General features: G+C 53.8%; 9 protein-coding genes and 2 pseudogenes. 6 read left to right on the top strand and 5 right to left on the bottom strand.

Annotated features, from left to right (window positions below; all coding sequences use genetic code 11):
• Nucleotides 1-2,103, bottom strand: a complete 2,103-nt coding sequence (locus WMW72_RS12405; protein ID WP_341415795.1) for a beta-galactosidase — start codon at nucleotides 2,101-2,103, stop codon at nucleotides 1-3.
• A 237-nt stretch (nucleotides 2,104-2,340) separates the two neighbouring features.
• Between WMW72_RS12405 and WMW72_RS12400 the strand changes: the two genes are divergently transcribed.
• The 4 genes and pseudogenes from WMW72_RS12400 (at nucleotide 2,341) to WMW72_RS35580 (ending at nucleotide 5,374) form a co-directional block, all read left to right on the top strand.
• Nucleotides 2,341-3,189, top strand: a complete 849-nt coding sequence (locus WMW72_RS12400; protein WP_341415794.1) for a class I SAM-dependent methyltransferase — start codon at nucleotides 2,341-2,343, stop codon at nucleotides 3,187-3,189.
• Between the two features lie 208 nt (nucleotides 3,190-3,397).
• A complete protein-coding gene (locus WMW72_RS12395; protein WP_341415793.1) occupies nucleotides 3,398-4,006 on the top strand; it encodes a PadR family transcriptional regulator in 609 nt (202 codons plus the stop codon).
• Between the two features lie 35 nt (nucleotides 4,007-4,041).
• A complete protein-coding gene (locus WMW72_RS12390; RefSeq protein ID WP_341415792.1) occupies nucleotides 4,042-4,419 on the top strand; it encodes a hypothetical protein in 378 nt (125 codons plus the stop codon).
• Nucleotides 4,416-5,374 (top strand): annotated as a pseudogene (locus WMW72_RS35580) (alpha/beta hydrolase). Before WMW72_RS12390 ends, WMW72_RS35580 begins: the two are co-directional and overlap by 4 nt.
• A gap of 73 nt (nucleotides 5,375-5,447) precedes the next feature.
• Here the strand turns inward: WMW72_RS35580 and WMW72_RS12375 are convergent.
• From WMW72_RS12375 to WMW72_RS12365, 3 genes are all read right to left on the bottom strand, one after another.
• The gene (locus WMW72_RS12375) at nucleotides 5,448-6,101 is read right to left on the bottom strand and encodes a DUF1796 family putative cysteine peptidase (RefSeq protein WP_341415790.1); all 654 of its coding nucleotides are present in this window, start codon (nucleotides 6,099-6,101) and stop codon (nucleotides 5,448-5,450) included.
• A 366-nt stretch (nucleotides 6,102-6,467) separates the two neighbouring features.
• Nucleotides 6,468-8,234, bottom strand: a complete 1,767-nt coding sequence (locus WMW72_RS12370; RefSeq protein ID WP_341415789.1) for a stalk domain-containing protein — start codon at nucleotides 8,232-8,234, stop codon at nucleotides 6,468-6,470.
• A gap of 84 nt (nucleotides 8,235-8,318) precedes the next feature.
• On the bottom strand, nucleotides 8,319-10,040 hold the full coding sequence (locus WMW72_RS12365; protein WP_341415787.1) for a stalk domain-containing protein: 1,722 nt from the start codon (nucleotides 10,038-10,040) through the stop codon (nucleotides 8,319-8,321).
• 314 nt (nucleotides 10,041-10,354) lie between these two features.
• Here WMW72_RS12365 and WMW72_RS12360 point away from each other — a divergent pair, with 314 nt between their 5' ends.
• Nucleotides 10,355-11,140 carry a pentapeptide repeat-containing protein gene (locus WMW72_RS12360; RefSeq protein ID WP_423227542.1) on the top strand — a complete coding sequence of 262 codons (786 nt, stop codon included), beginning with the start codon at nucleotides 10,355-10,357 and terminating at the stop codon, nucleotides 11,138-11,140.
• Nucleotides 11,141-11,441: 301 nt separating this feature from the next.
• Nucleotides 11,442-12,028: pseudogene (locus tag WMW72_RS12355) on the top strand (LLM class flavin-dependent oxidoreductase); the annotation flags it as partial.
• A 108-nt stretch (nucleotides 12,029-12,136) separates the two neighbouring features.
• Here the strand turns inward: WMW72_RS12355 and WMW72_RS12350 are convergent.
• Nucleotides 12,137-13,303 (bottom strand): right-handed parallel beta-helix repeat-containing protein (locus tag WMW72_RS12350; protein ID WP_341415785.1); only part of this gene is annotated, 1,167 nt, incomplete at its 5' end.

Here is a 13,303-nt window from a genome sequence, read left to right as displayed (position 1 = left end):
TTACCCCCTCCATGCCAGCTTATAGATGGCGACTTCCTTGCTTTGAATGGCGTCTGTGAAGGCGACCTGATCCTGATTCTGCTCGATAGCTATGCTGCGTCCGTCCGTGACACGCACTAGTGACTCCGCACTTGAGCCGATGCCGTTCAACCGGATCAGCGAGCTGATCGCTTCGCCCGTATAGTTGAAGACAAAAAGCAGCAGTCCGTCCTCGCCTCTCAATGTGCACAATCTAAGGCGCGCGTCTTCGGCCTTATGAAGCGCCAGCTCGTACTTCTCGTCCAGCAGCCGGACCCAGTCCAGCACACGAGCATCCGGTTTCTTGTTGTAGCCGTACCAGACCATCGAGGAGATGTACACAATACGGCCCTCACCGACCGGTGACACGAGCACGCCCGCATGGTTGTCAGCGTAGGCCCCCCATACTTCGGCTTTATCGCCATCAACGTGCAGCAGCTTCCGTTCGAAAAATCCCGGGAAATGGAGAGTTTCTCCGTTAGCTTCGCGCTCTACGTTTATGCCCAGCCCCAGCGGATCGATATCGATCAACTGATAGCCGAGTTGCTCGTTTAAAGCGCCTCCGGGCAATTGCTCGTTCAGCAGCCCGTCCTCGCGAATCTCACCGAACTTACCGTCGGCGATCACCGTACCGCCTTGCGCTGCGAACTGCCTGATCGCTTCGGCCAGTTCAGGACCTATTGCTAATTGGTTCGTCAGGAACAGTGTTTGAAATTCCTTCTCCTTGCCGCTCTTGACATCATCCGGCGTGATGAATTTGACCGGAATATTCAGCTCCCACAGGCATTCGTATAATCCGGCGAGCGAGTCGATGTAAATATTCGCCTCATGCGGCACGCTCTGGGTGAACGCTTTGGTGAAATCATGCGTCAATTTATCGTACAGAATCGCTACCCGCGGCTGCTCGGGGTCGTAGGTCGTAAACTCATGGCTGTATTGATCCAGGATAGCCGCAATTTCGGCAGCCGCATCAGCCCGCGGCGTGAAGCCACCCTGTGGATCGACCAGCCCGCGACCGGCTGTCTGGACCCCCTTGATGAACGGGTCCCACTTCCAGTAAATCAGGCCTTTCGCTCCGTGGGAGATGGCTTCCCAGCTCCACCACTTCAGCTCGTACGGATAGACGATGCTGTTCGGATTGAACATATTGCGGTGATGGCTTTGCAGCTCCGAGATCCAGAACCGGCCTGTTTTCGTCGCCGAATGAACGCCGACGAACGTCTCCCAGCGCTTGTAATGCGGCTGGCCCTGCAGGTTTTCCTTCGGATAGAAGGAAATGCCGTATTCGTCTACATTCTCGGCGATGTTCCAATCATCATGCGGTCTGCCGTAGAAGTTATCGGTCGCAATCATCGAGTTGATATTGTCCGCGATCGTCGGGCAATCCGGGTCAACCGCCTTGATATAGCCCTTCCACTCGTTCAGGATCATCCCCATATTGGTCTTGCGGAATTGCTGCCAGTCGACGAACGGCATCACGCTGGCCCAGAGCCAGTACGTAAATTCGATCTGATTCCAGTCGTAGTACGAACGATCCCACACTTCATTCAGCCGCTCGATCGTCAGGTACTTCTCCTCCAGCCATTCCCGGAACAACTGCAGCGTATAGCGGTCGTAGGAGGTAAACATCGTTTCGTTGAGAATATCGTATCCATACAGAGCGCTGTAGCCCTTGTATGCCTTGGCTGCGGCCGTATAATGCTTTCTGACCATCTGCTTCACTTCAGGGTGATTGTAGTTCAGGTAATCGAAGATGATTTTATCGTTATCCACGGTGCCGTTGGCTTTCTTGGCATAATACTCTTCCCGCATGATGAAGTCTGGTGCGTATTCGAGCGCCGTAATCTGACCAGCCAGTTCCATGATGACCTTCATGCCGATCTCTTCGGCATGCTTCAGAATTTCAATCCCGGTCTGGAACGGGTAATTGGCATGCGCTTTGTTCTCCCACCAGAACAAGGCTGGCCAGATAACCACATAGTTCATCCCACAGCGCTTCATTTCATTTAATTTGGTGCGGATATCATCCAGTGAAAATTCCCTCTGTACTTTGAGGACGGAGCCGTACGGAAAGGTTGTGCTCATGTTAGCGTTCTCCTCACATGTCTGCGATTTGTGTTGCTCTCATGTGCTATTATAAAGATTCGGATTCGCCCTCCATAAGCCAGGAAGATGACCTATTGAAAAAAATTTATACTTTTTGGAACCCTTCATCCGCCAGCAATCGTATAGATTTGTTAGTCAGTTCCAACCAGAAGGAAAAAGCTGAGCGGTGTGGAAGGATATACCGAGATATTTGTTGCGAGGAAGGGATTGAACGTATTGAACAATGACAGGTTGGAATCCATTCTGGCCCGTATAGGGGCAGACCAGGCGCCAGGAAGTATCCAAAGAGTCCAGACCGCCCACCGGATCGAGCTGGCTGAGTTCTGGGGTATACAATCAGGAGAACGAATTCTCGAAATCGGTTGTGGCCAGGGCGATACGACCGCTGTATCGGCCTATATGGTCGGTGAGGAAGGACACGTCCATGGAATTGATATCGCCTCCCCTCATTATGGAGCCCCCATGACGCTGGGCGAGGCGACAGCGCGGCTGCAGCAATCGAGCCTAGGCAAGCAGATCCGGATTGAGTTTGAAACGGACATTTTGTCATCGGAAGTCAGCTTCCCGGATCGCGCCTTCGATAAAATCGTCCTCTCGCACTGCTCCTGGTATCTGCCGTCCTTCGAGGTGCTGTCGGCCATTTTGCAGAGGGTGCGTCCCTGGGGCACTCAACTATGTATCGCCGAATGGGACCCCCGCATCCGGACGATTGGACAGTTTCCTCATTTCCTGGCAGCATCGATTCAGGCGCAGTATGAATGCTACAAGACCAGCAGTCTCTCCAATATCCGGACTCTCTTCACCCCCGATGACATCCGAAGACTGGCGGAGCAAGCGGGCTGGCGTTCTGTGAAGGAGGCGTCGATCGATTCATCGGCGCTGCAGGACGGCGGCTGGGAAGTCGATATGGTCATTTCCGATTATCAATCGGAACTGGAGCAGCTGGGTGAAATTCCGGCAAGAATGAAAGCCTGGATTCATTCCCAGATAGGTTTGCTGCAGGATTACGCTGAGCAGCCGGACCGGATCGAGTCGATGTCCACCTTTGCATGGATCGCGGATTAATGGTTATAAGCAGGACCGGACGCACCGTAAATGAAACGGATGCGTCTATTTTGCTTGCAATCGTTTAATTGCCCTCCGAATGGAGCAAGATGACGATAGATGTAGGTTATTATTGTATTTTGACAAGTTGAATGGGTTACACTAATATATCTGGTAGAGGCATTTATATATCTGGAAGAGATATTATTAAGGAGGAATTGAGTTCAACATGAGTCGAACCAGCCTAGATTCTGAGGATAATCAGCCGCTGTCAGCCCTTGTCGATGAAGGGAACATGGAGCTAACGCCAACCGCCTGGACGATTCTGGGCTTTCTATCCTTGCAGCCCCGGAGCGGCTATGAAATTCGGGAGGCTGCCAAACGATCGCTGTCCTTTTTCTGGGGAATCAGCGATGGACAATTGTATCCGCAATTAAAGGTTCTGGAGGCGCTTGAACTGATCGAAGCGCCGAGAGGAGCCGAGGGGCCGAGGTCGCGGCAGCAGTGGCAGCTTACGGAGATGGGACGCCGGGCATTGCGCAAGTGGTTGTCCGCCCCCTCTGCCCCGCTGCAAATCCGAGATGAAAATATGGTCAAGTTTTTATTCGCCAGTCAGGAAGGCCCGGAGCTGCTCCTGCCGCTGATCCGGGAGAGGCGTGCCAGCTTCGAGTGGTTCCTATCCGCCATTCAAGCCGTCCAGCCGGGCATGACCTGGGAGGATCAGGAGGCTGCTGCTTCACTGGACGGTCCGGCGCTGGTCAAGCGCTATGGCATGGATTTTGCGGAAACGGTGCTGCACTGGTGCGCAGAAGCCGAGGCTACGCTGACTACTGAATAATCTCAGTCTGATCAACCCTTGAAGGAGGAAATTCGATGAACCAAGAGTTGCAGGCAAGCTCCAAAAAACCCGTAGTGATCTCAACGATCCAAATCCTCCTCTATATCGCTGCGGCTATTCATGTATTTAACGGTATCGTTTCACTAGGTGCCGAAGGCATGGAGAAAAAAATCATCTCGCTGGCGATGATACTTTTCGGCATTGCCTCTGTCTGGGTGGCAGCCCGGCTGAGCACCCCGCATCCCGCCCGGAGACAGAGTGTTATCGTTCTGGCTGTACTTCTGATCGTCCTGCGGGTCGTCGAATTCACCGTCTGGCACAGCTACGGATTTTTGCTGGGCATCTTGCTGCCTATTCTGGTGATCTGGAGGCTTAACAGTCAGGAAGCAAAAGCGTGGTTCGGTTTGCGATGAAAAAAATAGGGAAACGATTGCTGATCATCGTCCTTTCGATCGTGCTTATCGTGCTGGCAGGCACGATCGCGTATGCGGCAACTCCGCTTTCCACCTGTCAATTTCCTGACCGTATCGTATCCGATGTCACATCGGACGGGGTTCAGTCGGACCCTGGGAAGCAGCCCAAGGATGAGCATGTCCAGTTTGTCGAGTCCGGCGATCATGTCCGTCTCGCCTACCGGGCCTATACACCTGCTAATCCCAAAGCCGTCGTGATCTTCTATCACGGCTCGGGAGCCAATAGCGCGGCAGGCTACCAGCCGATTGGCGAAGAACTGAGCCAAGCCTACGGTATCGCTACTTATTTGCCGGATATACGGGGACATGGAATGTCGGGCGGCCCCCGGGGAGATGCCCCTAGCATCGACAGGTCTACGAGGATGTCACCAGCATCGTCCAGGCTGCACACCAGCAGTTCCCTTCTGTACCTGTCTTTCTGGGCGGTCATTCCGCTGGAGCCGGTCTGGTGGTGAATTATGCGAACTATCCGCACCATGAGAGTGTGAACGGTTATCTGTTCGTCGCACCGGATTTTGGTCCCAGATCGGATACGATGCGGGAAGGAAACGGGAATTTTGCGACAGTTTGCATGAAGGCATTTGTCGCCCATGCCATTACCGGGGGGTTGCTCAAGGGTCATGCGGTAGGTGTCCGCTATAACTACTCGCCAGAACAGCTGAATTCTAGCATAGGGTTGGTTCAATACAATAGCGTTAATATGTCACTGGCTTTGAATCCCGCCAAGCCTTCGCAGGAGGTGTCCAGATTAGACAAACCATTCGGACTGTGGATCGGTGAGGACGATGAGATTATGGATCCGCCCAAAGTCGTAGCTTATGCAGGCCATGCAAGTGCTCCCGCAATCCCATGTCGAAATTGTGCCTGGGCAGAAGCATCTGCCCATCCTCAATGATTCGGGTAAACGAATAGGACCTTGGGTGTTGAGCAACATCCCGAAGTCCTAACAACGAAGCTCATAATCCGCTCTATGGAGCATTGTGCCAGGCAGACATTGCCTGGCTTTTTTGCACGGTGAAGCCGCTCATCACGCGGTTCCAGGCCCCATCCGACCCTCTCCAGTCGTGGCCGCGGGGAACCGTTACACAGCAGACATCCTTGAGTGCCCACTCCTCATCTACGATCTCGGAGTTTGGATAAGTATGGCTATTCACGATCAGCAATCGGAAGCCCCCATGCATGAGGGTATTTAAAGCCGCTTTGATCTGCTGCGCTTCTTCGATCGTCGTTTCCGTGCGGATAAACAGGATTGGTTTATGTTGAAGGGTCTGCCAGAAGCGGTTGACCCTGCGCTCCAGCTTCTGCTTGAATGCCGGGTAAGCATCCCACCAGTTCTGCTGATAGACGGGAAAGTCGTGATAGGAAATGATATCGTATACAGGGTCCTCCACTACGAAGTTCTCCCCTATACGGTCCACCACCCGCATGTTGCGGAAGGTCATCAGACCCTTGAACCGGTGCTGCAGCAGCCGGACAAGCCCGGGAACGGATTCGGACGTAAACCAATCGAGTGGGCCGGAAGCTTGGCGCAAGCCCAGTCTGCTTAGCTGATAGGCCACCTGGCAATTGGCCCCTAGGCTGATATAGCTCTTGTACGGGCCTACACAATCATTCCATCTCATTACGCTCACTCCCGGCAATCGAATGGTTGGGCAGCGCAGCCAGCAGCGGCAAGGGCCCATGTTTACTTTATTCCAGAGCGGGAGATTAGGTGTTTGTCCCAGGAATGGCCCTTGTGGGGGTAGTTAAGGAACGCTCCTTATTTTTATTAATAACATTAATAATTAGTTGCATAAGTTAAATGGAGCCAATTATAAGATTACATAATATATATTATGTAATCTTATAATTTCAACATCTTCTTATGCCAGTCAATTGACGTTTCATATCGTTATGGATGTTGATGTCCCCTTATCCATAAAAAAAGCGCCCCTCGACGGGACGCTTCTGTAATCCATCCTAATACATTTGTTCAACTTAGCGCAGATCTACTTAATCGGATACAAAATCACGTCAATCGGGAACGCTGACCCCGCTGCAGGCGAAAATTCCAAGTCCAGCGTAGGCTCCGTCCCGTTGGTCCTCGCAATGATCGTATACCCCTGGTAATCCATCATAACGCCAGAAGGCGGCGTCTGTACGATTTTGCCGTCCACCTTGAACGGCCCCTTGAACACACCGCCTCGCGGCAGGATCAGTACGGACATTTTCGGCGGCGCCTTAATCTGAATATGATACACCACACCGTAATTGCCTAGGTTAGTCGAAGCTTCCTTCTGGAAAGCATCCGTGCCGGTGACAAACACATCCGACGTACCGTCGCCGATCGCGAAGCTGGAAGGCTCCTTGACAGACGATGCATCTATACTCCACAGCACCTCCGAGCCGGTGAAGGTCCCGCGAACATTACCGCTATACGGCAGCTTCGGATAACCGCTTATCTGCTCCAGCCCATCCTTCTCTTCCATCGCGACGAAGGTGAACTCCACAAGTCCATCCGTCTCTACGTCGTACAGCACATTCACGCCCTGGCCCGGATAGAAATCCGGCATCGTCCGGTAATACGCCGATTCGCCGGGCTTCAGCGACATCGTCTCCTCCGGCTGTCCGCCCTGCAGGAATTCGATGGTCGCTTCATTGCCGATCAGGTTCGCATAGATCGAGGGGTAAACTTCTCCCTGATTGGTCGTTTTGATCACGACGCTGCGGGACTCCTCCAGGTTATGCGCGATAATGGCAAACTTCATCTTCCGCTCGGTTCCGTTCACATGGTCCGCATACAGCCGCGCTTTACCTTTCACTTGATCGCTGTACAGCTTGCCCTTCTCCTTGAAGGTTTCCGGGCTGTCACTGACGAGCAGCGGACGGTCTGCGGGCTTGCTTTCCTGCCGCTTCAGGTCCGGGATGCCGCGCAGATGCTTCCTCAGCACCTCTTCCTCTTCCTTCACAAAAGTACCGACCGGCTTGTAATTCACCTGATAATCGAACTCGTCCAGATAGGGAATATCCTTGACCAGAATATTGCGGGAATATGTCTCACTGACCTGACCCAGGCTGTCCGTGACCTGCAGAGATACTTTATAGAGCCCTGGTACGAAGATGGCCCCAGCATTGCCGGTCCATTTCACCTCTTGCAGCTTGTTTCCCTTCGGATCGTAGCTCAAGTCCATGTAACGGATCGGCTCGCCTATCCTGTAAGACTCGCGGTCCACCGCGAACTTGGCGACAGGCTTGACATTCGGCATCGTATCGTTGGTAAATAGCAATGGGTTGACGGATGGCCGGATATAATTCAATTCTACGCGGCGGGCTTCTTCATCCACTCGCGACTGGTAAGAAACATATTGCTGGAGAAAGGCCAGCTCTACATAAAGACGCTGTTCTTCTAACCGCGCGTCCGTTCCCCAAGGCTGAAGCTTGCCGTTAACAGCGAGTGTTTCGTCAGCCGGGAAGAACTCTAGAAAAGCCTTCGGGGTGCTCACTTGCACGGCTCCCTTGACCTCATCCCATCCCACGCGAAGCCCCAAGTATTCGGTCAGCTCCGCAGCCGGCAGATAGAAGTGCTTGCCCCGCTCAATCAGTGGAAGCTTGCCTTCCAGCTTGGAGCCGTTTAGATAAGCAGACGAAGCTCCCGGATAAAGCAACAGTTGAGTGGCCTCCGGAGCGGCTGCGGCTGCGGCAGCCGGCGGTGTGGATGGTGACGCAAGGATACAGAAGGCGCCGAGCGCCAATAGCCATGGACGTAACTTCAACATAAAGATATGAGTCCTTTCTATACATGCTTATTCTACGTTTATTTCAGCCTTACGCTGGAAATCGTTCAACCTTCAATCGTACCGTTATTTCTTCTGCAAGGGATACAGAATCCACTCGACCTGCGAGCTGCTGCCGGGAGCGGCCATCCAGTCAATATGAACAGATGATTCCAGTCCTGTTGTCCGTACGACGAGGAATGCGCCGTCATGATCCGTTAAACCGCCTTGCGGCAGCGGAACGACAACCCCATCCACCTTCAAGACGCCGTCGGCGTAGCCATCCTTCACATGCATCGCTATCGCGGTCGGAAGCGGGTCGTTATAATGAATGGAATACAAGGTTCCCAAATCGGAAACAGGCTTATGATCAACAGACCATTTGGAGACGTTTTTTAAGTTCTTCAGCGGTTCAATGACATCCATCCGTATTTCTGACACACGGAGCGCATCTTCCTGCTCCTTGGTTAAAGGCGCCGGTTCGGGGTAGAACTGAAGATCTTGAACGAATTCATTCTCCTCGGCTGCAACCATCCCGATCTGTACGGGGCCGTCCGTCTCGATATCCTTGAAGCTGGCCATACCTTGTCCAGGCTCCAGTTTATAGCTGTCCAGCGCTACCGTTTTGCCTGGACCGATCTTAATCTCCTGTCCGGCCTTAGGCTGGGTCATGAAGTCCGTCACGGCCTCCTTGGCCACTGTGCGATGAAGCAAGGTTGGCGTAGCCTCTCCCTGGCTTGTCATCCGCAGGGTACGGGACTTGCTGGTATCCGGGTTATAGACCAGCGTCTTGAGCTCTACTGTCTTCCCCAGCTCGTTGATATGGTGTGAGACGAGACGCGAATAACCATGGACCGTTTGTTTGTTCAACAATCCGGTCTCCCGAACCGCCGGATTTTCCCCGCTGACGACCCGTTCACGATAGGCGGATTGTGTCAGCAGCGACGTCAGAGGATGGGCCTGTTCGGCCGCTTGCTGCCAGGCCTCTGTTTGGCTGCGGATCAACGAACCTGCGGGGCTCGCATACCAAGGAAATTCGGCTTCGCTCAGGTAGCTCTCGTTCGTCACGTGGATCAGACGGGTGTACGGCTTGCTCCAGTTGCCATGCCGATCCCTCGCCTCCAGGGTTACCGGATAGGTACCCGGCTTAAAGAAAGCGTCCTCTTTACCCTTCCACCGGTATTCCGGCAGTCCCTCGGCATCGGGATCGTAGCTTAGATCGATATAGTGAATCGGTTCCCCCAGCCGGTAAGAAGCCTTGTCTGTTGCAAACACCGTAATAGGCCGCGAGTTCGGCTGCGTGTCCTCTGTGTACACGGACTCGCGATAAGCCGAATCCGTAGGCGACACATAAGTGAGATCTACCCGGCTTGGCTGCGGGGTAAAGGTATACTTGACGCCCATATAAGGTGCAATCGCGCTGAGCTTGACAAGAAGCGTACCATCTTGGACGATAGCGCTGTCAGCTAACGCCGAGGTCGTCCCATTCACGGAACCCGTCCCTCGCTCCAGATCCCATTCCAGATAAGCGTGAGGTGTGGTCAAGCCGATCGAACGACGCTCTTCGTGCCAAACAACTTCCATGCCCAGTTGCTGTCCGAGCCAGCGGATCGGGATATAAAAGCTTCCTTCTACAATTTGAGCCGCAGACTCGAGTGGAACAGTAATACCATCCACCTGTGCGGACTGCTGCCGATCCTGAAATTGAATATGTATCGTCGTACCGGATACATCCACTGCCGAGGCGCTAGTTTCAGCCGCAAGCGCTGCCAGCAGCAAAGAAAGAGTGACCAGATGCTTTTTCTTCAAGGTGCATATTTCTCCTTTGTTCATTTGATGTAAGAAAGATTTCAGGAGAAATCCTTCCCTAGTAAGAAAAAAAGACGTATGTAGACTGTACCATGAATTTACCAAAAATTCACGTGGAATACCGAAATGTGATTTTACAACGGCAAAGATTGACGGTTAATCATGTTCAGAATTAGTATTATGAGTATAAAAAATACCATGTGTTGAAAGTAGGTTCCCAATTGACAGACATCCAACCATTTTCCAAACAACATACGGACAAGCCTCCGCTGAATCTGCAGTCTGATTGTGAAAGCTGCTTTGGATTATGCTGTGTGGCTCTTCCTTTCGCCGCTTCCGTTGACTTCGCGATGGACAAACAGGCCGGGCAGCCCTGTCATAATCTGCAAGCCGACTTCCGCTGTGGGGTACATACCCATCTCAGACCGTTAGGCTTCCGCGGCTGTACCGTGTACGACTGCTTCGGAGCAGGCCAGCATGTGTCCCAGGTCACCTACCAAGGTATTGATTGGCGGCAAGCCCCTGGCACAGCCATGCAGATGTTCGAGGTATTTCCTATCATGCGGATGCTGCACGAGCTGCTCTGGTACTTGAGCGAGGCGCTGACACTGAAGCCCGCGCTGCCGATTCTGGATGCGCTCCGCGCCTCCTGTGACGAGACGGAGCGTCTAACCCGGCTTAGCCCCGAATCGGTCCTGGCCTTGGACATCGCCGCCCATCGGGCAGCAGTTAACGAGCTGCTGCTGCGGACCAGCGAGCTTGTGCGCGATGAAGCGCTCCGCAAGTTGAAGGGTACTCCGGGCAGCCGCAAAACCTACCGGCGTGGCGCTGATCTAATGGGTGCCAAGCTGAAGGGCGCGGACCTGAGAGGAGCTAATTTGCGAGGTGCTTACCTGATTGCGGCGGACCTTCGGGGTGCCGACCTGAGGGCAGCCGATCTCATCGGGGCGGACTTCCGCGATGCCGATCTCCGAGGTGCCGATCTGACCGAAAGCATCTTTCTTACCCAAGCGCAGCTTAACGCGGCCAAGGGGGATGCGTACACCAAGCTTCCGCCGGCCCTCTGTCACCCGGCACACTGGAGCGGCGTCAGCGTATAGGCAGGATGCGGTACGATTATGGGCTTTGCCAACCGACGGCTATAAGCCTTATATCGACCTCCTGCCTAGGCTCGGTCAGTTTGAAGCCACGAATCGATCATCCATGAGATACATGCTACTCGTATGCTATCAGCCCCGCTCTTCACCGAGTCCTCCTGCAGCATGCACATCCCTCCGGCCGGGCAGAAGTCCCGCACCGCAGGCGTCCCGCGCAATATCCATTACTTGACCGCATCCAACAAAAATAACTTACGATAGTAAAATGACAAGTAAACTGGAGAGGATGAAGGAGGCTTGCATGCAAATGTCCCATCGCGCTCCTATTACCAATCTTGCTATTTATCCCCGCCCGGTTCAAAGCCCTCTGCCTGTATGGATTGGTACGGGCGGGAATGCCGAATCCGCGATCCGGGCAGGCACCCTGGGGCTTCCGATCGTATTCGCCATCATAGGAGGCATGCCCGAGAGCTTCACCCCGCTCGTCCGATTGTATAAGGAAGCCGCTGCACGCGCCGGTCATGATCCCGACAAGCTGCCCATTGCGACGCATTCGCACGGCTTCGTCGGAGAACCTCCGAAGAGGCTGCAGAGCTATTCTTCCCTCCCACCCAGGCACAGATGAATGTGATCGGCCGGGAACGCGGCTGGGGGCAGCCCTACAGCCGTTCTACCTTCGATGCCGCACGAAGCCTGCGGGGGGCTCTTGATGTAGGCGACCCCGAATATGTAGCGGAAAAGATCCTTCTGCTGCGCAAAAATCTGGGCGTCACCCGATTTCTCCTGCATCTGAATGTCGGTACGATGCCGCACCTCGAAGTGATGCGTGCCAACGAGTTACTGGGCACCAAGGTCGCGCCTATTGTCCGCAAGGCGTTGGGCGGCAGCTAGTCTGCAACCCGAGTATGCGTCGCGAGCGTTCAATGCCTTTAACAGGCCATACGTGCTGACAATAAAGAGCTGCCCGAGGGCAGCTCTTCTGCATCATACTCTCTTTTCTTACCGTTGGTCATCGATAGCGGCATTGCTGTTATTGGCAGTCAGATCGGCTATAGGATCATATGGAGATCCCGCAGGCGTACCGAGTAACAATGCAATGTCCGTAGCATTGGCAGGGTTGCCCCAAGAATTTCCAGAAAATTGAAAAATAGCCGAATCTACCACAAACCCTCTCGTATTATAGACCACATTGTCCGTAATATAACCAGTCGTACCCGGATTCAGATAAGCAGGCTGCCGGAGCGAATAGAAAATATTGTTCCGCACCAGCAAGTTCGTCATATTGCCAGCCTGGCTGACAAATCCGCGGTTGATCACCCAGTCTGTAGACGGGCCGGTTTGCGGCGGTCCATAGATCACATTGTTAATAATACTATGATTGGATCCTCCGATTTGGATGAACTCGGCTTCATACGGAATATCACTGGTTATCGTCAATCCGTCTATGGTCACTCCATTTCCTGTAACCACGAAAGGAATCACTGCCGCTTGCAGGCTGACTAACGTGCCGGAATATCCTTTGATGGTGATCCCAGGGATGGCTACGGATATGGAGGTCGTAATTGGATACGTGCCAGCCAGTACGTGAACCGTTCCTGTCGGAGACACACTTGCAATCCCTTCTTGAATGGTGCCAAAGGGACTGGTGTGCGAACCATCTCCTCCTACGGCATCTGCCTGCACATATACCTCGAAAGGATTCGGTTCGAGCGCACCTGTTGCTCCTGTTGCTCCTGTTGCGCCCGTAGCTCCAGTTTCACCAGTTGCACCCGTCGCCCCTGTTTCACCTGTCGCGCCAGTGGCTCCTGTTTCACCTGTCGCGCCCGTAGCTCCTGTTTCACCTGTCGCGCCGGTAGCTCCTGTTTCACCTGTCGCGCCCGTAGCTCCGGTTCCACCCGTAGCGCCTGTAGCTCCGGTTTCACCTGTCGCGCCAGTAGCCCCAGTTTCACCTGTCGCGCCAGTGGCTCCGGTTCCACCCGTAGCGCCAGTGGCTCCTGTTTCACCTGTTGCTCCGGTAGCCCCAGTTTCACCTGTCGCGCCTGTAGCTCCTGTTTCACCTGTCGCGCCCGTAGCTCCTGTTTCACCTGTCGCGCCCGTAGCTCCGGTGCCACCCGTAGCGCCTGTAGCTCCTGTTTCACCTGTCGCGCCCGTAGCCCCAGTTTCACC

Origin of the sequence: Paenibacillus filicis (genome assembly GCF_038070315.1) — a bacterium.
GTDB classification, from domain to species: Bacteria; Bacillota; Bacilli; order Paenibacillales; family NBRC-103111; genus Paenibacillus_G; species Paenibacillus_G filicis.
The sequence above is the reverse complement of the archived record's forward strand: the minus strand, read 5'-3'. Positions and strand labels throughout refer to the sequence as shown.